At 58.3% G+C, this 21352-nt stretch carries 25 protein-coding genes; 11 read left to right on the top strand and 14 right to left on the bottom strand.

Translation table 11 applies throughout. The features are described 5' to 3' along the window. Window positions 1-156 precede the first annotated feature (156 nt). Window positions 157-1080, top strand: a complete 924-nt coding sequence (locus ALTAJ2_RS18955; RefSeq protein WP_144240169.1) for a hypothetical protein — start codon at window positions 157-159, stop codon at window positions 1078-1080. A 287-nt stretch (window positions 1081-1367) separates the two neighbouring features. Here the strand turns inward: ALTAJ2_RS18955 and ALTAJ2_RS00505 are convergent, their stop codons facing one another. From ALTAJ2_RS00505 to ALTAJ2_RS00475, 8 genes are all read right to left on the bottom strand, one after another. Then, complete coding sequence (locus ALTAJ2_RS00505) at window positions 1368-1751, bottom strand: hypothetical protein (protein ID WP_006651064.1); 384 nt, start codon at window positions 1749-1751, stop codon at window positions 1368-1370. Further along, complete coding sequence (locus ALTAJ2_RS00500; protein WP_007108822.1) at window positions 1748-2014, bottom strand: hypothetical protein; 267 nt, start codon at window positions 2012-2014, stop codon at window positions 1748-1750. The genes ALTAJ2_RS00505 and ALTAJ2_RS00500 overlap by 4 nt, the downstream gene beginning before the upstream one ends. 244 nt (window positions 2015-2258) lie before the next feature. Then, entirely contained in the window at window positions 2259-3437 is a 1179-nt protein-coding gene (locus ALTAJ2_RS00495; RefSeq protein ID WP_007108823.1) for a hypothetical protein, read from the bottom strand. Next, window positions 3434-4240 (bottom strand): hypothetical protein, encoded by an 807-nt coding sequence (locus ALTAJ2_RS00490; RefSeq protein ID WP_007108824.1) that lies wholly within the window; start codon window positions 4238-4240, stop codon window positions 3434-3436. Before ALTAJ2_RS00490 ends, ALTAJ2_RS00495 begins: the two co-directional genes overlap by 4 nt. After that, a complete protein-coding gene (locus ALTAJ2_RS00485) occupies window positions 4237-4815 on the bottom strand; it encodes a hypothetical protein (protein WP_081603353.1) in 579 nt (192 codons plus the stop codon). Before ALTAJ2_RS00485 ends, ALTAJ2_RS00490 begins: the two co-directional genes overlap by 4 nt. Window positions 4816-4820: 5 nt before the next feature. Further along, window positions 4821-6473, bottom strand: a complete 1653-nt coding sequence (locus ALTAJ2_RS00480; protein WP_050031406.1) for a hypothetical protein — start codon at window positions 6471-6473, stop codon at window positions 4821-4823. Next, window positions 6474-6599, bottom strand: coding sequence for a hypothetical protein (locus ALTAJ2_RS20210; protein ID WP_275039500.1), 126 nt, complete (start codon window positions 6597-6599; stop codon window positions 6474-6476). Between the two features lie 16 nt (window positions 6600-6615). Beyond that, on the bottom strand, window positions 6616-7047 hold the full coding sequence (locus ALTAJ2_RS00475) for a hypothetical protein (protein WP_007108828.1): 432 nt from the start codon (window positions 7045-7047) through the stop codon (window positions 6616-6618). A 99-nt stretch (window positions 7048-7146) separates the two neighbouring features. On the opposite strand from ALTAJ2_RS00475, the gene ALTAJ2_RS00470 reads away from it, so the two are divergent. The 3 genes from ALTAJ2_RS00470 to ALTAJ2_RS00460 all read left to right on the top strand — a co-directional run bounded on the left by ALTAJ2_RS00470 (window position 7147) and on the right by ALTAJ2_RS00460 (window position 8032). Beyond that, window positions 7147-7332: a hypothetical protein gene (locus ALTAJ2_RS00470; protein WP_007108829.1), complete on the top strand. Its 186-nt coding sequence runs from the start codon at window positions 7147-7149 to the stop codon at window positions 7330-7332. Then, complete coding sequence (locus tag ALTAJ2_RS00465; RefSeq protein ID WP_007108830.1) at window positions 7332-7526, top strand: hypothetical protein; 195 nt, start codon at window positions 7332-7334, stop codon at window positions 7524-7526. Before ALTAJ2_RS00470 ends, ALTAJ2_RS00465 begins: the two co-directional genes overlap by 1 nt. A gap of 245 nt (window positions 7527-7771) precedes the next feature. Continuing rightward, window positions 7772-8032: a DUF7386 family protein gene (locus ALTAJ2_RS00460; protein WP_007108831.1), complete on the top strand. Its 261-nt coding sequence runs from the start codon at window positions 7772-7774 to the stop codon at window positions 8030-8032. 27 nt (window positions 8033-8059) lie between these two features. Here ALTAJ2_RS00460 and ALTAJ2_RS00455 read toward each other — a convergent pair whose 3' ends face one another. Both ALTAJ2_RS00455 and ALTAJ2_RS18405 read right to left on the bottom strand, forming a co-directional pair. Continuing rightward, a complete protein-coding gene (locus tag ALTAJ2_RS00455; protein WP_007108832.1) occupies window positions 8060-8599 on the bottom strand; it encodes a hypothetical protein in 540 nt (179 codons plus the stop codon). Window positions 8600-8958: 359 nt separating this feature from the next. Next, window positions 8959-10761 carry a DEAD/DEAH box helicase gene (locus ALTAJ2_RS18405; protein WP_081603344.1) on the bottom strand — a complete coding sequence of 601 codons (1803 nt, stop codon included), beginning with the start codon at window positions 10759-10761 and terminating at the stop codon, window positions 8959-8961. A gap of 241 nt (window positions 10762-11002) precedes the next feature. Between ALTAJ2_RS18405 and ALTAJ2_RS00450 the strand changes: the two genes are divergently transcribed. Continuing rightward, the gene (locus ALTAJ2_RS00450; protein ID WP_007108834.1) at window positions 11003-12016 is read left to right on the top strand and encodes a Cdc6/Cdc18 family protein; all 1014 of its coding nucleotides are present in this window, start codon (window positions 11003-11005) and stop codon (window positions 12014-12016) included. 313 nt (window positions 12017-12329) lie between these two features. Beyond that, window positions 12330-12455, top strand: a complete 126-nt coding sequence (locus ALTAJ2_RS20205) for a hypothetical protein (RefSeq protein WP_275039501.1) — start codon at window positions 12330-12332, stop codon at window positions 12453-12455. A 2-nt stretch (window positions 12456-12457) separates the two neighbouring features. Here the strand turns inward: ALTAJ2_RS20205 and ALTAJ2_RS00440 are convergent, their stop codons facing one another. The 3 genes from ALTAJ2_RS00440 to ALTAJ2_RS00430 all read right to left on the bottom strand — a co-directional run bounded on the left by ALTAJ2_RS00440 (window position 12458) and on the right by ALTAJ2_RS00430 (window position 13300). Next, window positions 12458-12709, bottom strand: a complete 252-nt coding sequence (locus ALTAJ2_RS00440; RefSeq protein ID WP_007108836.1) for a type II toxin-antitoxin system HicA family toxin — start codon at window positions 12707-12709, stop codon at window positions 12458-12460. Further along, complete coding sequence (locus ALTAJ2_RS00435; RefSeq protein ID WP_007108837.1) at window positions 12710-12967, bottom strand: type II toxin-antitoxin system HicB family antitoxin; 258 nt, start codon at window positions 12965-12967, stop codon at window positions 12710-12712. A 66-nt stretch (window positions 12968-13033) separates the two neighbouring features. Further along, window positions 13034-13300, bottom strand: coding sequence for a winged helix-turn-helix domain-containing protein (locus tag ALTAJ2_RS00430; RefSeq protein ID WP_007108838.1), 267 nt, complete (start codon window positions 13298-13300; stop codon window positions 13034-13036). A gap of 234 nt (window positions 13301-13534) precedes the next feature. Between ALTAJ2_RS00430 and ALTAJ2_RS00425 the strand changes: the two genes are divergently transcribed. From ALTAJ2_RS00425 to ALTAJ2_RS00410, 4 genes are all read left to right on the top strand, one after another. Further along, window positions 13535-13960 (top strand): PadR family transcriptional regulator, encoded by a 426-nt coding sequence (locus ALTAJ2_RS00425; protein WP_239647675.1) that lies wholly within the window; start codon window positions 13535-13537, stop codon window positions 13958-13960. Beyond that, window positions 13953-14288, top strand: a complete 336-nt coding sequence (locus tag ALTAJ2_RS00420; RefSeq protein ID WP_049900108.1) for a hypothetical protein — start codon at window positions 13953-13955, stop codon at window positions 14286-14288. The genes ALTAJ2_RS00425 and ALTAJ2_RS00420 overlap by 8 nt, the downstream gene beginning before the upstream one ends. Continuing rightward, window positions 14281-15369, top strand: coding sequence for a tyrosine-type recombinase/integrase (locus tag ALTAJ2_RS00415; RefSeq protein WP_049900260.1), 1089 nt, complete (start codon window positions 14281-14283; stop codon window positions 15367-15369). The genes ALTAJ2_RS00420 and ALTAJ2_RS00415 overlap by 8 nt, the downstream gene beginning before the upstream one ends. 678 nt (window positions 15370-16047) lie before the next feature. Continuing rightward, on the top strand, window positions 16048-16521 hold the full coding sequence (locus ALTAJ2_RS00410) for a type IV pilin (RefSeq protein WP_144240166.1): 474 nt from the start codon (window positions 16048-16050) through the stop codon (window positions 16519-16521). A gap of 577 nt (window positions 16522-17098) precedes the next feature. Here ALTAJ2_RS00410 and ALTAJ2_RS00405 read toward each other — a convergent pair. Then, window positions 17099-18256, bottom strand: a complete 1158-nt coding sequence (locus tag ALTAJ2_RS00405) for a zinc metalloprotease (protein WP_007108843.1) — start codon at window positions 18254-18256, stop codon at window positions 17099-17101. A gap of 165 nt (window positions 18257-18421) precedes the next feature. On the opposite strand from ALTAJ2_RS00405, the gene ALTAJ2_RS00400 reads away from it, so the two are divergent. Then, on the top strand, window positions 18422-21205 hold the full coding sequence (locus ALTAJ2_RS00400) for an ATP-dependent helicase (RefSeq protein WP_007108844.1): 2784 nt from the start codon (window positions 18422-18424) through the stop codon (window positions 21203-21205). Window positions 21206-21352 lie beyond the last annotated feature (147 nt).

Here is a 21352-nt window from a genome sequence, read left to right as displayed (position 1 = left end):
TCCTAATCTCCCAATTATTTTATTATGTTGTTTGTGTATTATTATGCATGGTGGAATGGGGCATTAGATCCTTTTAGATCATAATATTCCAAATATGGGCCATTATAATTACTACCCACCAAAAGATATTTGCAACGGTGGTCCTACAGTAGAAACATGGGTAACGAAGCTGGTGAAAGAGTAGATATGAATCGAAGAAATGTTTTGAAAATAGCTAGTGGTATTGGTGTTTCAGCCGCTACTATTCCAGCCTCAAGTGTCGCAAGGTCAGAGGTTAATTCAGACTACAGCTTTGTCTGTTCGTTAGACTTACCCATGGTTTTCAGAGAAGGTCAAGAAGCACCTGTTGATCCTTGGGAAGAGGGTGTGGTCGCTGAGGGCAAAGATGCGAAGGCAATCGTGATGCCTAATGAGATAGGTCATCCTAACGATGAGAGTTGGAACGCGAGTGTGCCATATGTACTCTCATGGGCAACAGATGCACCCCTTTCATCTGTCGGTGAAATCACCATCAGTGTAGACGTTGAACCCTTTGGAGACAATGACAAATACCTCCGAGGCCAGGGTCCATACAAGACATTGGAAACAACGAAGGCCCGGTTTGAAGGAGATGGTGATGGTTTTGGTGGCCTTGGAGAATTCAATGTTACTTTCCCTGATAACGTGAATGTCGGAAAGAACTACTTTATGCCATTCGAAGTACAGCTTGATGTACGCTTTGACAATTCTGATATATCTGATGAAAATAGAAGGACAAACATCATCATGGCAATTCCAAATGAGGAGATGAATGACCTGTCTAAGATGGTTTCCACCGCAAATACTGTCTGGGAAACGGGTGTCACTTTAGCTGACGAACTCGTACAAATAGATCTAGGGAGAATGCAAACGCTGGCCAGACTCTGGGCATATTCTGCTGCAGCGGATGCTGACATGGTTGATGGCAGTGATATCCCTGAAAATGCTGTTGTAGACGGAATTTCTGCGTTTGAGGAACCTTTAGACGAAGCTGGGACCGAATGGCGTGGTGAAGATATGGTCCAATCGATGGGTGGACCCGTTACCATCCAAAACTCGTAACATTCGGGATATCTTTCATATATAATTATAAATAATTTCTTTAGTCTATCTCTCTTTCTTTTATCTTCCAAACCAGGAGTCGCACGTCAACAGAAATCGACTCCCGAATATGCACACGAGATGCCGCAGCCTGTGTGTATAACTCGAGCCGGCCTCCCGTCTGAGCCTCTCCCTTTTCTACTAGACCGATATGTTCCCTCCGTTTTGGCCGGAACAGATTGATTCTGTAAGTCGAAAAACGCGGATTTCGTGGGTCGTGTGTACGTCGAAATCGTCGTCACTACTGATTAGAAAATCGAGTCGATCGAGATCTTCGCCTGTTCGGTCCCGCGGTGATCACCGCCCCCGTGCCAGCGGAGTAGCGGGAGATCGCCCGCACGGACCATTTTGTCGCGAAGAACCGTGCAGCCCGATCGCCCGTGCGGCCGGTAGACGACGAAACAGTACCAGCCGTCGTGACGCCGGAGTTTCTCGTGGTACTCGCGGTAGACCTTCCAGTTCCCAGGTTGGCCGTCGGCATGTTCGTGCATCGTCGATTTGATCTCGACAGGTGTGCCGTTCCCGAATCGGGCGTCGTGCCAACTCGCCCGCTCGAGGTCGAACCGTCGCTTCTCGGCCATCCGTTTCTCGACGGCGGTGCCGAAGTGATTGGCGCGCTTCGAGCGGTTCACGGGTCTCTCCGGTCGTCTCGCCAGCGCCGATCCGCTCGAGCGGGGCCGTAGGTAAAGAACCCAGCGAGTAGGATGGCCAGAGCCGCGATCGACCATGTGCCCTGTCCGAGCGCGAACGCGGCGACGGCGATCGCGACGCCGATCAGCCCGAGGGTCTGTTTCGAGAACACTCTCCGCTCGAGGTCGCGTCGGAGCTGGTGGGCGAGATCGACGGCGGTGAATCGAGCGACGAACGCGAGGGTCCGGAGGAAGGTCACCGCCACGGCGATCCCCCTCCATGACGCGCGTCGCGATTTCTTCGAACTCGCCCTTCGAAAATATCACTTTCCTGGCGACTACGCACGCGCTCCGCGCGTTGATATATATCCTCCTCCGCTGCCTGCAGCGAGGGCGGGCCCATCGCTCTCGGCTCGCTTCCGGTCGGAAGCGAGCGCGGTGGGCCGTGGGCGTTGGGCCTCTTTCTAAAGGGGGACAGGTTACGCTTTACAGCTTTCCACCCCGACGCCGTCATGCGATCACCCGCTCGACGGTGTCAACCCAGTCGCGCTTCTCGCCGCCCTTATCGATGTCGTTCCACCAGTTCGAGACGGTCGCGTGACTGTACGGGACGAATTCGGCGGTTTCGCGGGCGGACATCCCCTGTTGTCGGCACGTTTCCATCGTCCAGGCAGCGACCCGTTTCACCTCGTCTTCGGCGATCGCCGGCCCCTCGTCCTTGTCGCTCGAGGGAGCGGACCAGGACCAGTCGGCCTCATCGTTGGTGTGGGGTTCGAAGTCGGCGGGTGGGATGCCAGTGAACGGGCGGGGGTCAACATCTTGGAGTTTGCCGCCCGAGATCCGGTCGGCGACGATCGCCTTGCCCTTGTTGTTGCGATCGGGCTTCTTGATGATCGTGCCGACACGCCAGAGCATCGGGTGAATCGAGGATTCGTCGTGGCCGATATAGATGAGCATCCCGTTGTACTTGCGGATCTTGAACACGAGGGGTCCCATCAGCTTGCGGACCTTCTGGCCGTCTGAACCGGTTCCGCTGGCGTTCGTCGAGAACTCGTCGCCGACGAAGGCCTTCGGTTGCTGGGGGTTCTCGATCGGGTCGCCGTCCTGGCCGACCCATTCCTCGAGGAGGGGGAAGTTGGGAATCCAGCCGTCCTCGACTGTGCCGTCGTCGCGGACCCAGTCGTCGTTTCGCGGGAGCGTGCGGATGTTCGACCCGACGAGCAGGTCGCCGTCGACCCACCGGTCGCGCAGCTGCAGGAGCAGACACGCGAGGTTCGTTTTGCCGGCACCCATTTCCCCGAGAACGACGATCACGGGCGCGGGCCCGGCGACAATCTCCTGCAGGCGGGTGATCGCCTTGATGCCCGAGAGGTCGGCCTGTTGGCTCGGGTCTCCGATATAGTGTTTCAGCGTCAGCGTGTCCCCGTTCTCGAGGGCTTGGCAGGCGGTGTGGCCGCCCTCGCCGCGGAGAATATCGCGGTTCTTCTGAACGTCCATGTAGGTGGCTGCCGCCTTGCCTTCCCACCGGTCGGGATCGTGGTGCAGGGCCCGAACGGTCATCTGGCGGTCGATCTGTTCGTCACGGACGAACCCCGAGTGGGGGAGCACCTCGTCGGGATCTTTCGCCTGCTTGCCCTGTTGCCACTCGGCGAAGCCGCCAACCGTGAAATTGTCCTGTTCGTCGCTCATCGGTCAGATCCTCCGTCGGTTGCTGCCTGATTTGCCGTCGAGTCACCCGTAGCGACCGGCGTTCGCGGGCCGTGATCGTCGGTGTAGTCGTCGACGTACTGGGTGATGTCCTTGATTTCGTCCACGTCGCGGGCTTCAGCGTCCTCTTTGGCCGCCTCGAAGCGGTCTTTGACCGTCGTTCGGGGGTTCATGAGCCCGCGCTCGTCGGCCTCGGCTTCCTCGTTGACCACGTCGCTCTGGATCTCGAGACCCATCTTACTGATTCGGCCGCGGAGTCGATTGTACTCGAGGAAAGCGTCGATGAGATCGCCGTGTACGTCCTCGAGCATGGCCTGGATGGTGACGAGTTTGGAGTCGGCAAGTTGGCTGAAGTAGCAGCCACGAACGACGAGTTGGCCGGTGTCGTCGTGATAGGTAAACTCGTGGACTTCGAAGGCATCGCCGTCGTTCACCTGATACGGCGACGGGCCCTCGACGGTCTTCTCTTTCCACACTTCGGGGGCGACGTACAGTTTTCGCCGAGTGTCGTCGACGCCGTTGATGTGGTAGACTTCCTCCATATTTCGATTGCGGAGCTTCTGCGCGCCGGTCACAAACAGTCCCAGGAGTGGCGGCCCCAGGAGCAACAGCGAGGCGAAGATGCCCTTCGCGACCGGTGGGATGCCGGGAATCTCGGGTCGAATCAGGAGCAAGAGCGCGCCGAGGGTAACCGCGAAGCCGGCGACGACCAGCTGGCCCTCGGCGACGACGTAGGTCAGCCGATCGGCCCAGCCGCCGAAGGTCCCGCTCGTCTCGGGGCTCACGCTTCGATCACCCCGTTGATCTCCGAGCGGATGACCCACCACGCGCCGAGGACCGCGAGGATGACCGTCATCCCGACTCCGGTGAATAGACCGCTCTCACCGCCGAACGTGGCGAACGGGTTGGCCTCCTGTTGATCGTCCATCGCCGTCGAGAGGCGGACGGTCGCGCCGTCGACGGTCACCCCGACCGCCGAGCCGCCGCGGACCGTCTCGACGGGGACCGTGATCACGTGGACTCCCCGCTCGAGGTCGACGGTGGTCTCGGGAACCTGGACGGCTCCCTCCTGGCCGACGCCGGCGAGGGCGTCGGAGATCGCGACCGTGGTGGTGACGTTCGTCGCGACGGCCACCTGGACGCGGTCCTCCTCGAACTCCCAGCCGACGATTCGAGCCATGTCGTTGTAGCGGATCGTCTCGCTGTTCTCGAGGGTGTCGGCGGCGGCGAGATCGCTCTCGAGGTGGCCGCTCTGAACGGTCGCGTTTGTGGTCGTGTTCTGTGCGACAGCGCCCATACTGCCCATGCCCATAAGCCCACAGAGGGCGGCTATCGCCAGCAATGTGATTGCGCGTTTCATCATCGTCAGGAATCGGATTGAACGACGACGACGACGGCGACCACGACCACGAGCGCCCCGACGATGACGAGTCCGACGAACGCGCCACCGCCGCCCCCGTCGAAGGGGTTGTCTGGGAACCCGATGCCGCCGCCACCATCGGTCTCGTTCTCGACGATTTCAGCGCGCGCATCGCTGGCATTGTCGAGCCCCTGAACGTACTCGGTCGCGTTGTAGGTGCCATATTCGGGACCGCTGTATTGAGCAGTCTCGACGGCGTTCCCGTCGGAATCGTACATTTCTTGGATGGTGAACTCGCCCGACCACATGACGAGTTCGCTGCCGTTGACCAACATCGACGGTTGGCCGTCGAAGTCGCTCACCTGGTAAGTGGTGCCAGTCTCGGCGGTCTCGTTGGGGAATCCGCTCGCGAACAGCATGCCCTCGTACGTCTCATTGACTGCGGCGTACTCGTACGAGACCGTGCCGTTGGAGTCTGTGGTCCGCTCACGATCGGTTTCGCCATTGAAGTGAACCACCATCGTCCCGTCAAGGTCGTCAGGCTGCTCGAGGTCGAGGGTGTGCCTGAGCGCGAACTCGAGATTGTCGCCGGAGGTTTCGTTGCCGGAGAGATAGCGGACCATGCCCTCGGCTCCGCGGACCTCGGATGGACTCAATTCGCCCGCATCCATCTTGGCGTAGAGATCCTCGGCGACGCCGGACGGGTAATTGTCTTGGACGGTCTGAGCCTGCTGTTCGATGTCGTGGATGCGCTGGGCAACAAGCCGAGCATCGTAGACCGTCGTAGAGTTCAGCGAGGCAGCAGGAGCGTTCATCACGTTGAACCCACCAGCCCACTCGGCTTTTGGCTCGTTCGAGGGATTCAGGTAGTCGAGACCGAAATATCCGCGTCCGAAGTAACCATCCTCAGCACGGTAGCGATCAACGGAAAGTGGTTGCGTCAAGGTCGAACCTGAATCCGTGGAAGTTTCCGCATAGACATCCAGCCCCAGCGTTGTGTAATTATATTGAGAGCCATTAACCAGCGTCGTGCTGGCCCCCATGGTCCCGTTGACCGACGCGTCGATTGTCGACGTCGACGTGTCCGTCGTGCTCACTGACCACGGTGAAATAAAATCGTCGGAGATCTCGCTGTTATTCAGCGTGACATTGTGATAATATGCAATTTCTGCAGAGTCTGCCGCCAGCATCTCAAGATTCTGGCGCTGGTGGTGAGCATAATAATCATTGATAGCCTTCTGGCCCGCTGCCTGCGCCTCGATAGCCGTTTTGTTGTTCTCATAAGCAGTCGCTATCGCATTCCGCGCTTCGAGCGAGGCGAGGGTCTCGGTATCTTCGAGATAATTCTGATAAACAGAGTCTCGCTGCTGCTGGCCCTGATAGATCGCTTGCGCCCCGGTATGCACGTCGACCTCGATCAAATCGGCCCTCTGGGTCGTGTCGACACTCCCGAAAACGGCCTCGGCAGCGTGGCACGACCGCGGGAAAGCCAACTTCGCGGTGGCTCCGCAATCCTCGTTGATCTCTATGGAGTCGCTGCCCTGCGCGGCCGCCGGTGCGGTCGCCGCAATCGGGGCCAGCAGCGAGCCGACGAGCAGGACCGCGAACAGGATCGTGAACGCGCGGTGGGCCGTGGGCTGTGGGCTTTGGGCTGCCATTCAGACCACCCCCGCGGCGATCGCCGCGGCCAGGACGACCGTCACCATCGACGCGGCCACGATGTATCCAGTAATCACAGTTCCGTACCACTCGTCCGTCACACCGTCGAAAACGTTGAAATTCATTGATCGGACCTCCGAGTTACTTGTAGGCGATCAGGTAGAACGCCGCGCCGTTCAGGAACACCGTGAACCAGCCGAGGTACCACATCGATTCCAGAGCGACCGAGACGGCGGGAACGAGCGCGCCAAGCACGTTCAGCAGGACCGCGAGGAGCATGACGACAGTCTCAATGTCGGTGTAGTCCTCGGGCGTGTTCTCGTTGGTGAGCCAACCGATCACCAGCACTCCCATCGAAATGATGAACGCGTAGGTGAGTTCGGTGCCGTGGGCCGAATAGAGCGCGTCGGTGAGCGCGAAGTTCAGCGGTTCACCGAACTCGAGGGTGCCGACCGCGCCGATCGAGAACGACGCGAGTACGAAGATCGGCGCGAGAATGCTGTCAGTCAGGTCGATGCCGTCCTCCCGACGAACCGCGCCGGGAACGAACTTCTGGGGGAGGCTAAGAGCCATACAGCCGGGGGTCAACCCCGCTAGTCGAAAACGCCACTAAAATCTAGGCAACACATAGGCTCAGAAAATTTTATACCAAGGCGGGTTGCCGCCCGCTGCATGGCGTTGAACAAACTCCGGATGTTAGACCAGAACTCGGCAGGCGTCACACTCCCGAAAGACGATCTCCGTGTTGAGGGCCTACTCGATGCGGACGGCGAGATCGACGGCGAACATCACGTTCACATCCGTCACGTCGACGACGGCGAATGGACCCTCGAGTTAGTCGAGGAGATCGACGCATGATGGACGAGTACCTGGAGGAGGCCAGACGAGACCACCGTCGAAATCTCGAGCGGAAGGCACTGACCGCGATCGAACTCCGGGCCCAGTTTCCCCAGCTCGTCCAGGAGGCGACCGCCCGCGTTCTCGAGGAAGCCGACGACCTCGAGCATGCGAAGGAACTCGCCGGGCTCGAAGCGGGTGAGGAAGAAGCGTGATTGAGAGCTGTGGAACCGGGTCTTCGAAGCCGACCCCTGGGGAGCGCGTGCAGATGTATCGGGAGACCTCGATGTATGCACCCTGCTATGGGCGATGGGCTCGCGAGGTGCATAGAATCGGGACCGATCCGGATGACTCCCGCCGTGATCACGCCGGGACCCTGACCCCCGTTGATAAAGGACCGACCGGTTACTCACCCGCGAGCGACGCGAATCGACCCCCCGTGCATACCCCCGCTTAAACCATGACCAAGCGAACCAGTCTGAAACTCACCGACGAACGGCAGCGAAAACTCGACCGCGCGAGCGCGATCGTCGCCGAAGACGAGTACGATGACCCGCCGATGTCCGTCGTGATCGACGCCGCGCTCACGCACTTGGTCGAGAGTGAACAGAACATCGACGATGCTCGAGGTGAGTTCGATCCCGAGACAATTCAGGAGATCGCGAATACCTCGGTGATCGGGCTTCGGTATCGGACAGCCGTTGAAAACAAGTGGAGGTAGCGGGATAGAGCGGTTGTCTCGGCGCTATTAGGCCGAAACCGTTCTGACGTGTTCTTCGTCCGGTGTATGGGCGTTGCTGGCTGCCTTCGAGAGCGATTTAGCGAAATCCATCGAACTCTCGCGTAGGTGGAAGGCGAACACGACTTGCCCTTCTGGCGACTGTAGCTGAACCGAAATCTTGCTCTCCTCGGTGTCGAATGCGTATATGAGACCGATTATACCGCCGCAGAGTCCGAGGAATCCGGTCAAGAGGAATACTGCAGAGATTGCCTCCGGCATCTGGCCTTGAACTGCGAACGAGACGAGGCCGGTAAGGAGCGCGATCAATCCGACTGCCAAGCTCTCAGTGTTGTAATCTTCTCCTTCCTCTCTCCGGATGTTTACTCCGCCCAGCCCATCCAAGAACATGGATTTGACCGTCGTCGCTTCTTCGTTCTCATAGTATTTGAAAAATCGCCGGTCCGTCAGTAGATATGTAACTGAACCTCTGGTACACGCTGTGATTGCTGTCTCGTCGTCGGCGACATACGACGCGAGTCTGTTCTGTTGTGCCTTTGACAGCGCCATGGGTACGTACTTTCATATTAGCGGATAGATTAGTATCTTCTCATAGGATATCAGTATTGATAATTAGTTATCAGCATATGGCCGTCAAACCGGTTCTTGCTCCCAAATATCGACTGTCTGGATTCGCATTGTGATTTGCACAATCACATCGAAACCCAGACTTTGTGGTCACGTGACTCTCGGCCCTATATAAAGAGCAACTGACCGGGGTCGGTGGTCGGCGTGATCGTCGCGACGATCGTCCCGACTCGCGGTGGATCTTGCACATCCCGGCTCGAGATCGATGTGCAAAATCGGGAATTAGATTTCGTCGACGTACGACCCCGTGGTTATAGAGCGTGATAGAATGAAGTGAGTGTTTATGTTTTCACCTTCTTGGGAGGGACTTCCGATGTGACGTACTGGTACAGGCGATCATAAAGCTCGGAACCGTCACGCAACGTCTCCCAATCACCAATAAGTGCACAATATCGTTTAGCCCGAGTGAGGGCGACATTGAGACGCCGCTTCCCAATTTCGTCACCTAAGAAACCGATGTTTCCGTTCTCATTTGAACGTGTGAATGAAAGTATCATTGCATCTCGTTCACTTCCTTGAAATGAATCAAATGTGTTTACCTTAACACTACTCACATCCTGAATTTCGGATTGTTGGAGATGGGATTCGATTTCATTTGCTTGCTTTTTGTAGGCTGCAGCAACACCAATATCGCTCCCTCTAATTCCTTTATTCTCAATCAGCATTTTCAGCTGCATTTTAACGCACTCAATTTCCGCTGGGTTTTTCTTTGGCTTATTTCCTATCTCATTATGTCCGGAAACATCAAATATTCCGACCGGATAAACATCAATATTTTTACTTACCTTCCCTGCTTCACTTGCTGTTTTTAAACCCTCATCATAGAACTCTTCTGAGGAGAACCCAGCAATACGTTCATGCATCCGATATTGTGTGTTAAATCTTATACCTATTCTCGGGCCATATATGCCATCCTCAGCGTATAATCGTTCAAATAGCGACTTTTGGATGGCGTTTTGATGTGAGAATGGCGGTAATTGTTTATGATCGCCGACTAAAATAGTGGTTTGGCCATAAACAGTCGGTATCAATGACGAAGGTATAGATGCTTGTGTGGCTTCATCAATAATAACGTAATCAAAGGTCTGACTATTAGGTATCTCGCTAGCGCTACTATTCGTTGAAGCAACTACATCCGCCCTTCTCAAACTGCTGTCTTTAAATCGGTCCCTTGCCAACGGGTGAATACCCTCTCTGTCGGGATTAGTTCTAGCTGCTCTGAGTTTTCCACGCTCATGATGATAGAGAAGGCTTCTTTCATCAGTGGATTCAAATTCACTCGACCCGATTAAGATATTATCAACAGCTGCATTAGTTTCTGCAGCAACTAGAACGCGTTTATTTGCAGAAGTTATGCGCCGAACTAACTCAATGATCACACGCGTTTTTCCTGTTCCTGGAGGGCCCTGTAAACAGGCAAGTCGATCCGCTCTTAGTGCTTTTTTAATACCCTCTGCCTGTTGCTCGTTACTGTAGAGGGGTTTGTCAAACCGGCGTGTGGTCGTCACCTGTTTGTTTGAGAACCTTACAGGATCATCTCCGACAAGGTATCCTCTAATCGGATGATCTTTAGCAAGTTGAATCGCCTCTAACTTTCTATCATATGGAATATGATTTAGGATGTTTGCTATAGTTACATTATTCGCTGGAGGAAGCTGCTGTTTCAGATTACTAACTGAAGAGGATCCGCTACTCAGTTCTACTTTGATTACGGGATCATCGATGGCAACAATTCTGCCGAATGCTTTGATCTTTTGACCTTTTAATTCTCCCTGTATTACTACTTCATTATCACAGAAAAACCCATATTCATCACGTATATTGACTGTGTTGGAATCTATATGGTCGTCTGGAACTTGTACTTTTACTATCTTGCCGGGTTTAGTCAGAGACCGCAAAACTTCAACTCCAGGAATAAATGATGTATCTGAATACTTCAGCTCATTAGTGGACTTCTCAAGTATACCATTTTTTGAGTTCTCGTAATCAGTCTCTCGCTCCTCTCTAACTTCTCTTTCAAGAACAGAGAGGTACCCTTTTTTAGAAATACTCGCTGGGTTCTGGGGTTGTACCCTTTCTGGCATTCACAATAGGTTAATCAGTTCTCGGATAAAAATCTCTCGTCACTATTCAGCAACCTATCCTTAGAACCCTCATAGATCGGCGCTGAAGTAACCGAATTCATTAAGATCAATCTCGAATAGGTTTCCTCGAATCTTCTCGCAGCTCACCACTGCTATCTCCTAGCAGAGTTCTAATTGGAAGCTTTTGGGACACGTGTTTTCGGCTACCAGTTTTATTATCTGACCTTCTTGCTATTTAGATATGATTACAAACGCTCGAGCCCTCGAAACCACCTACGTCCCGCAAGACCTCGAGCATCGGGACGGACAAATCAGTCAGCTCGCCACTGCGTTGGAACCGCTGACACAAGGAGTCGGCGGCGAACACAGTCTCATATTCGGCCCATCGGGGTCTGGGAAAACGACTCTCGCGAAGTACGTCGTTCGGAAACTCCGTGAGGAATCGTTCGGTGTCCGCCGGGCGTATTGGAACTGCATGTCCGGTTCCTCGAAAACCGAGGTTCTCCACGGGCTCGCGCAGGACTCGGGAATCGGAAACCATCTATCGAGGGACGGGACCGCTACCAGCACGTTCATCGATGAGTTCCGAGAGACGGACGATCACATCGTTGCGATTCTCGACGAGGTCGACGCGCTCGAGGACGAAACGCTTCTCTTGGGACTCGGGGATCTCCCGAACGTGACGATCGTCGCGATCACGATCGACGAGGACGACTTTTTCGCGAATCATCGACTGAACGGGCGGGTCAGATCACGATTTTCGAGCGCTGAGACGCTCCGACTGCGGAAATTTGCTAATGACGAATTGATCGATATCCTTCTGGCACGGATCGACGCCGGACTCCGCCCCGGCGTGATCGGAATGGACGCGATCGAGTACATCGCTGACCTCGCAGCTGGCGATGCCCGCAAGGCGATCAAGCTACTCGGGAAGTCAACTCGGCGGGTCGATCGCTCGGATCGATCGCAAATCACGCTCGAGGATATCGATGCGGTCCACGACGAGGCGCGTCAAGACCTCCGGCAGGATCACATCAACTCATTAGGAACCCACAAACGACTCCTGTACGACATCGTCTCGGACGCCGAGGAGATCGGCGTGACCGAGTTGCACGCGACGTACGAAGAACGGGCCGCAGATCCGAAACCGAACCGGACTCGGCGGCGCTATCTTTCGGCACTGGTCGACAAGTACGGCTTGCTCGAGTCGACCGGCGCGGGTCGCGGAAAGAACTACTTCGTCCCCGAGCCGTGATGCGGTTCTTGCTTTCCGGCCACTTTCCGGTCAGTTTCCGGCCACGGGATACAGCCGCTCTTTAACCCGTTCTCACGGTGTAGAGCGGATTTCGGCTGTTTCCGGCCACTGCCGCTGTAGGAATATGGTCGCGACGCACCTCGAACCGTGTATGTCCGAGAGTGCAACCAAAGCGCCACCGGAAAGTGATTCGCTCGGTGGTTTCGAGGTCGAAACACCGGCTGGCACCGCATCGGTTGAGGTCATCGGTACGCCGACAAATACCGCGCGCGTTGATATCCGGATCGACAGCGGGCGACACTGGGTATTCGGCGTGAACGACGACACCGCCGCGCTCGTACTCGTCCTCAACCAGGACGGCCAGCGCGTCGACGACGATCTCCCCAGCTGGATCGAACCGATCATTCAGCGGACCGGACTCGAGGGGGTCGAGAAATGAGCCTACCGGTTATTGTCGATCCACTCGCACCAGGCGTGGAAGTCCTCTGCACCGCATTGATTAGCGATCGATCGCATCGTCCCGGTCGGGATCTTGTCTTCGGAATGCATCGGGACAGTGACGGTCCGTACCTCGTCGGTTTCGGGGTGTTCGTATCGGAGCTTCAGGTGGCTTCCCGTTCGGTCAATCGGACGGAACCCGTGATCCTGAAGAACCTTCGCGATTTCTCGTCCGGAAAACGTCGTCCGAACCATCTACTGCATGAACTCGGGGAGTTCCTTGTCACCGGTAACGTCGGGATCGAGCCCCCATTCTTCGAGATCCGCGTCTGTGACCGGCTCGCCGCCGCCCTCGTGCAGTTCGAGGGCTTCCGCGAGCATCGACAGTGCTTCGGCCTTGGAGTCGCCGAACGATGCAACGCCGGTCTCGAGGTCGACGGCGGTAATACTCCCGTCGTCTTCGTGGACGAACTCGACGCCCTCGTTTCGGTCACGTCGTGTCGCACTCGCCATATACGGCCACGTAGGAGGAAGACGCTGATAAGCGTTCGCTCCGCACCGACGAGACTCGGACACCGATCACTCGGTATCCGGCTCGAGGTCGTCCGCGTCGAGATCTCCCTCGAGATAAGCACGACCGTCGTCGGTGATTCTATAGTAACCTTTCTCGTCAACTCGTTCGATAAGCCCTGCAGAAGCGAGCGGGTTGAGTCGCTTTTGGACTGTCGTTCTCCCTTTATCGATGTTCCAAGCAATTACTGCGGGAGTGAGTCCGAGCCCGGAGTTGAGAGCCTCAAGGATGTAGTCATCGGTTGGCAATTGCATCCATTCCCCCCGGTATCTCATTACTGGCGAATCGAAGACTTATCCTTTACATGCCTCGGTGTGCATTGCTCCCTCTCCCGAGCACACTCAAAAGTGAAACTGTTCAGTGAATGGTTTTATTACCATAGAGTAGTGATTGGTTCGATAACGCGAGTTTCACGTGGACCCGACTGTCCGTTGGGTCCGTTCGGAAAATGCGGGCCGGTGCTGGTGACACCGGGTCCGCGCGGCTCGCGTAGATGTGGTACGCAAGCCATGTACGACGACACTTCGCGGGGTCTTGAAAGCCCCGACACGACAGACGCATCGACCCTTTCTGACCAGCGACTCGTGGCCGACGGCGGCACGACGTGGGGAGACCTCTCTGGATTCCAGCGCGACGCCCTGGAAGCGATCGCTCGCCTCGAGCGCGAGGACGAGACCTGCTACGGACTCGCGATCAAGCGCCGACTCGAGCCCCAGTACGGCGACGTGAATCACGGGCGGTTGTACCCGAACCTCGATACGCTCGTCGAGCGCGGGCTCGTCGAGAAGGCCGCGCTCGACCAGCGGACGAACGAATACGCCCTCACCGACGATGGGCGTGGGCTGCTCCGCCAACGCCTCAAACGACTCGCGGACGCGTGCGAACTCGAGATCGCCGCGACCGACGGCTCCGGGAACGGTGATCACGATGAGTGACGAGTTCCTCGCCCTCGAGGCACAACGCGAGGTCCTCGAGCGCCAGGCCGATGCGGTCGAGCGACAGACCGAGGCGCTCGAGGCGATCGCGACGGAGCTGCGATACCAGAACGCGGCGCTGGTCGAGATGATCGCCTGTTTCGATGATCTCTCGGCCCGCGTCGACGACCACCACTGTCCGGACGGCCCGCCGCACGATCGCTCCGGACCCGCGCTGCAGACGTGGCTCCAAGATCGCCTGTTCGAACGCGACGAACTCGAGGACGACCACCCGCGGTTCCGTTGGGGTAGCCCCGAGAACTGGAGCGGAGGTGATCGGGATGAGTGACGATCTCGAGCCGATCGCCCCGCAGGAGGCGGTGGATCTGTGGCTCGATCGACTCCAGTCGACGCGAGCCGACGAGACGCTTCAGAGCTATCGGTACCGACTGAAGCCGTTCGTTCAGTGGTGCAAGCAAGAGGGAATCGATAACCTGAACGATCTCACGAGCCGTGATGTCTTCCAGTTTGATTCGGCTCGTCGAGCGGAGGGGCTGAAGGTCTCGACGCTGAATAACCAGATCGGGACGCTCAAGCAGTTCATCCAGTTCTGCGAGCGGATTGATGCGGTTCCGGAAGGACTGCCAGCAAAGATCGAAGTGCCGTCGGTGGAGTTGGCCGATCGCGTCAATGACGAGCTGCTATCCGCCGAGCGCGCCGAGACGATCCGTGAGAATCTGAATCGGTACGCGCGGGCGTCACGACGACAGGCTATGTTCGAACTCCTGTGGCACACCGGCTGCCGACTCGGTGGGCTACGTGGGCTCGATCTCCGTGACTGCTTTTTCGAGGAATCGGACCTCGAGCGGCTTCGTCATCAGGACGATATCGATCAAGCAGCTCTTGAACAGGTAGATGTACCGTTCATCTACTTCCGTCACCGACCGGAAACGCCGCTGAAGAACAAACGTGAGGGTGAGCGGCCAGTAGCGCTTTCACAAACGGTCGCCGATCGGGTTCAGGAGTATATCGACGTGCACCGCGTCGAGCGACAGGATTCGAACGACCGTCGACCGCTATTGACGACTGAGAAAGGAGACGACGGCAGAGCCTCGAAATCGAGCATTCGCCGCGAGATCTATATCATGACCCAGCCATGCCACTGGGGATCGTGTCCGCACGACCGAGACACGACGAACTGCGAAGCCTTGGAGCATACGCTCGAGGCGCGGTGCCCCTCGAGTCGGTCACCGCACCCAATTCGGACGGGTTCGATCACGCATATGCGTGATGAGGGCTGGCCGCCGGAGGTTGTTGCTGAACGAGTGAACGCGACCCCTGACGTGATCAGGGAGCACTACGACCATCCGGACCCGATTCGGCGGATGCAGTCCCGCCGCGATTTCCTTAGCGAAGGTGATCCCGAATGATTTCCGGAAACCTCGAAAACGGCCAGTACAACGTACGTAACGGTCGAGTGGATGACCTCGGCGGTCCCACTTTTCATTTTCCCGAACAAAGGTCGCCATACACAGAGTACGTACAGTCTCATTTCGCGGTTCTGGAAATAGTCGTCCAAATATCTCTCCCAGACACGATGAGTTTGTAAGCGCGGGTGACTCAGAGACGAGGTGAGACACTTGTGCCCGCCCGCCCCCGGTGGATAAGTCGCATCCACTACACGGCCACTCGTGGCCCTCAACGGTGTTTCACAGACCACTGTACGTTGTCCGTTGCGATGTACGCTCAAGCGCTCGGACAGTTACGACGGTGTTCGAATCAGACATATATCAATCACGTTTCTTGGATTACAAACACCTGAAGTTGGTGAGGGGAACGGAAAACCGCAAGACAGAGCGGCTTCAAGACGACCCTGTGAGGCTTCCAGTTGGTGCTGATTCTCAGTCTTGAAAGCCTTTGGTCGGAGAACGATTCCGACTATCAGGCATATTTATATATACCCAGTGTCCTCTCACGATTAGCATCGGTGACGACGCCCGAGAAAGCGGGGACGCAAGGTTGGTTCCGAAATCCCCTATCCGCACCTGTCCGTTTGGGGAGGGTGCTGATAAGCTTTCTCACCGTTCACGCCCGATGCGTGAGAATCAATGATCGATGGTAAAGCGGTACGACAGAAGTTGATCGGATCGGACGAAGAACGTGCAGTGTCACCTGTTATTGGTGTCATTCTTATGGTGGCAATTACGGTTATTCTCGCCGCCGTGATCGCTGCCTTCGTGCTCGATATGGGGAGCAGCGTCGAGAGTAACGTTCAGGCTGGTGCAACGATTGAAGGCGACAGTACGTCGGACACGATTACTGTATCCTACAATAGTGCTCAGGAAGATGGAACGACCCTCAGAGTCTCCACGAACGGTGCAGACTCTGATGGTACCTATAATCTGACCGAAGTCGGTGCAACCGCTAAGACCACGACCTCGGGGACGAATATCGCACCGTCTGGTAGTGGTACGGTTATTACCAGCGCAAGCGTTGCAGACGGTGACTCCGTGACAGTTTCCGTCACTGCAAAGAACGGCGACCGATCTACTCAGATCACCTCGAAAGAAGTCCAGATCTAAATAGGAGTTTTTCTTATCCGTTTTTTCGGTATAGATCGATTAGTGGAAGATTCATACTCCGTAGAAGTTGTATAGGGCCCACCAAGTCTATTAGATGCATCAGATAGTCGCCCGAAGTGTCTTTCCGACGGTATGAGTTCGCTCCTACAATGAGCCTCATTTCGACTCGCCGTATCCTCCGGAGCGAGATTCTGTCCCTGCGCGAGGGCTAGATCGATCATTTCTGATCCGTCCTCGAGTCGATCCGGTACGGCAACGTGCCGACGGTACGTTATTTACGCCGCGACCGGCGGTGAAGATCGATCCCGTGATTGCCTGTCTCGTAGCCGAAGTGAATTTCTGGTCAGACCGTGACGTAAAACCCAGGCAGTATATGGACACGCTCGAGGCGCGAGTTCGATCGCCGACTGACGCGAACGCGACTGTCGGGTTCGCGTAGCGTGGCATGCACGGTCGTATCGACCGGGGGCGCTCGAGGGAACGGCGGCGACCAGGGGTCCGGCAGTTCGCCTGTGGCCGAATGGCGTGGATCGGCAGTCACCGCGGTGGCGGTCGGCTGTCGCGGACTGATCGCGGGTCATTCGGCGTCGGAAACGAACGACGTCGCGGGCGTGAACATGTGGTCGTCGATGTACGCCCAGTCGTCGAACTCGTTGAAGAAGCCGCCCGCGGAGAACCCGTAGTAGTCGCGCGGCGAATTGTAGTTCATCACGCTCGTGTAGCTGGCGAAACTGTACTGGTCGGTGTCGATACCCTCGAAGTCCCCGTTCGAGAGGCCGAGCGAGTGGCCCAGTTCGTGCATCACGGTCGATCCCGTCTCCCCGGGACCCGACTGCGCTTCGACCATCATCGTTCCCAGTCCGGCTTTGCCGATGACGGTCCCGCGGCTCCGTTCTTCGGCGATATCCTCGACGATGACCAGATAGTGATACCCCATCCCCTCCCGATCGAAGTAGCGCGATCGATACCGGCTCAGATCGCCGGTGTCGGTCGACGGCTCTCGCGGAATCGTCTCGTTGAACTGCATGTGCAGGTCGCCCCCGGTCGATCCGTCGGGATTGTCCAGCGGGGCCGCGTCGAATGCGGCGGCGATCCGGTCGGCCTCGCTTCGCTCGAGGGCGACGCCGTCCATGGTGTCGACTTCGACGTAAATATCGGTTCTGAGTGGGTCGGCGTCGGGATACAGATCTTCTCGGTTGAGTTCCGTATCGTCCGCGAGTCCGTCGCTGTCGGTATCGGAATCCGTCGGGTCGGTTCCGTGCTCGTGGACTTCCGGCCCGTCGGCGAGACCGTCACCGTCCGTATCTCTACGGGTCGGGTCGCTCTCGTGTTCGTGGACTTCGGCACCGTCCCGGAGGCCGTCAGCGTCCGTATCCGGCGCTTGCGGGTCGGTTCCGTGCCCCTCGAGTTCGGCGGCGTCGTCGAGGCCGTCGTCGTCCGTGTCCGCCGTGGTCGGATCGGTACCGTGGTCGCGGACTTCCGCGCCGTCGGCGAGGCCGTCACCGTCCGTATCGCTGTGGATTGGATCGGTTCCGTATCGCTTCTCCGCCCCGTCGTCGAGCCCGTCGCCGTCGGTATCGCCGTCGAAGACCGCGGTTCCGTCGCGGAGTTCGTCCAGCGGCGAGACGTCGTCCCCGTCGGGATCGACGATCGTCGTTCCCCCGACGAGCCCCACCGTGAGGAGCGCGACGAGCAGAACGCCGACGGCAACACTGAGAGAACGCGACGATAGCATTTCTTGAATGTCAACAACGATGGGATAACTGCATTGTGGTCGGAACCGGGAAACGACTCGAGGCGGGTATCCACACGACCGATCGCCACTCGACCGGTGACTCGGGCGTTCACTTTCACCCCGCTGTCCAAACCCTCTTACACGCCGGCCACCGAGGCGACGGTAATGGACGGGAGCGAGCACCTCGCGTTGCCGGTCGACGACGACGACCTCCCCTTCGATCCGGCCGACGTAGCCATCGAGGACGGCGACGTGTTCGAGTTGCTCGAGCCCGCGGTACAGGAGTGGTGGCTCGATGAGTTCGGCGAGTTCGTCCCCGAACACGAGGGCTTTTTTACGCCGCCACAGCGGGGTGCGATCCCGACGATTCACGAGGGGACGAACACGCTCGTCTGTGCGCCGACGGGAAGCGGGAAGACCCTCGCGAGTTTCACGTCGATCATCAACGATCTGTATCGAACGGCGCGGGAGGCCGACGACGGCCTCGAGAACTCGGTCTACTGCCTCTACGTCTCGCCGCTGAAGTCCCTCGCGAACGACATTCACCGCAATCTCGAGGTCCCCCTCGACGGAATCGAACGCATCGTCGACGAACGAGACGACGGCGCGGAATCCATAGCGGAGATCCGGCACGCGATTCGCCACGGCGACACGTCCTCGAGCGACCGCCAGCGAATGCTCGAGGAGACGCCCCACATCCTCAACACGACCCCCGAGACGCTGGCGATCCTGCTGAACTCGCCGAAGTTCCGCGAGAAGCTCCGAACCGTCGAGTACGTCATCGTCGACGAGATCCACTCGCTGGCCGCGGGCAAGCGAGGCACCCACCTCGCGGTCAGCCTCGAGCGACTCGAGGCGATGTCCGAGGGAGACCTGACGCGGATCGGCTGCTCGGCGACGATCGAGCCCCTTTCGCGGGTGGCGGAGTTCCTCGTCGGCCGCGAGGAGCCGGGCGGCGATCCCCGCGACTACGAAATCGTCGACGCTCGCTTCGCCCGCGAGGTCGACATGCGACTCGAGTGTCCGACCGACGACCTGATCAACACGCCCCGTGAGGTCGTCCAGGAGCGATTCTATCGGATGCTCCACGAACACGTGCAGGACCACACGAACACGCTGGTGTTTACGAACACGCGTTCCGGGGCCGAACGGGTGCTCCACAACCTCAGGGAACGGTTCGACGCCTACGACGAGGCCAACTCCGGCTGTCACCACGGCAGCCTCTCGAAGGACGTCCGACAGGGGATCGAAGCCCGGTTGAAAGACGGCGACCTCGACGTGGTCACCACCTCGACGAGCCTCGAGTTGGGCATCGACATGCCCCACGTCGATCTCGTCGTCCAGGTCGGCTCGCCGAAGTCCGTCGCCGCCCTGCTCCAGCGGATCGGCCGTGCGGGCCACCGGGTCGGCCAGACCGTTACCGGGCGCGTGATCGCCCTCGACCGCGACGAACTCCTCGAGTGTGCGGTCATGCTCAAGAAAGCCACCGAGGGGTTCGTCGACTCGGTCTCGATCCCCGAGAACGCTCAGGACGTGGCGGCCCAGCACGTCTACGGGATGGCGATCGCCGAGATCCGACCCGAGGCCGAACTGACCGCCATCCTCCGTCGGGCCGACCCCTATCGAAACTACGGCGAGGACGAGTACGAATCGCTGATGCGATATCTCACCGCCGAGTACGCCGGGCTCGAGGAGCGAAACGTCTACGCGAAGGTCTGGCGCGACGAGAACGACCCGCCCGACGGCCAACATCACCACGAGGAATTCCCCATCGGCGAACCGCTGGTCGGAAAACGGGGCCGACTCGCGCGGGTCATCTACATGACCAACATCGGGACGATCCCGGACTCGTTCACCTGCGACGTGTACACGCGCGCGAGCGACGAGTGGGTCGGCCAGTTGGACGAGCAGTACCTCGATACGCTGGAGAAAGGCGACGTCTTCGTGCTCGGCGGGAGCAACTTCGAGTACCGCTACCGGCGGGGTTCGAAGGTCTACGTCGATCGCACGAGCGCCCGCCCAACCGTTCCCTCGTGGTACTCCGAGCGACTGCCGCTCTCGTCCGATCTCGGCCGGGAGATCCTCGCGTTTCAGGACGAACTCCTCGAGCGCTACGAGGCCGGCGGGCCGCCGCGGGTCCGCGCGTGGCTCCGGGAGTTCCCCCTCGACGACGACAGCGTGCGGGCCATCGCCCGTCTGTTCGACCACCAGTGTCGATACGCCGGCACGGAGAGCGTGAGCACGCCCGACCGCCTCGCCATCGAGGTCGTCCGGGACCGAGCGGAGTACGAACGTCACTACTACGTCCACTCGGCGTACGGTCGCCGGGTCAACGACGGCCTGTCGCGGCTGCTGGCCTATCGCTGTGCACAGGAGGCGACCGCGAACGTCCGCGTGGCCGTCGCGGACAACGGCTTCGTCCTCTCGATGCCGCTCAACCGGAAAGTCGACATCGACGGGATCATCGCCGATCTCGAGGCCGAGCAGGTCCGAACGGACCTCCGGGCGTCGCTCTCGGAGACGGACCTGCTCCAGCGGTACTTCCGGATCAACGCGACGCGCTCGCTGATGATCCTCAAACGCTACAAGGGCTACGAGAAGTCCGCGAGCGAACAGCAGGTCTCGAGCGAGATGTTGCTCGGCTTCGCGGACGAACTCGAGGAGTTTGCGGTGATCGAGGAGACCTACCGCGAGATTCTCGAGGACAAACTGAACGTCCGCGAGATCGAGGACATCGTCGGCGCGATCGACGCCGGCGATCTCGACGTTTCGCGGCAGCAACTCGACTCGCCGACGCCGCGGGCGTTCGGCCTCGCCACGCTGTCGGCCAGCGACGTCGTCCTCGCCGAAGACGAGAGCGCCGCCCTCCAGTCGTTCCACGAGCGCGTCCTCGAGGAGATCGGTGACGAGTCGCTGGCGGGACTGACGGGGGGCTCGGACGACGAATAGCCGCGCGGAAACGGGGCCGCCCGTCCGAGTCACTCCCGCCGGTATCCATCGGTCGGGCTGCTCGCGTCCCCCGTCCCGTTCTATCGGGCTGGACGGTTAACATCGGTAACACTCCCCAAAACAGACTTCATGTTGGAAACTGAACTA

Origin of the sequence: Natrinema altunense (assembly GCF_000731985.1) — an archaeon.
GTDB classification, from domain to species: Archaea; Halobacteriota; Halobacteria; order Halobacteriales; family Natrialbaceae; genus Natrinema; species Natrinema altunense.
Note: the sequence above shows the minus strand (reverse complement) of the source record. Positions and strands in the feature narration are given on the sequence as shown.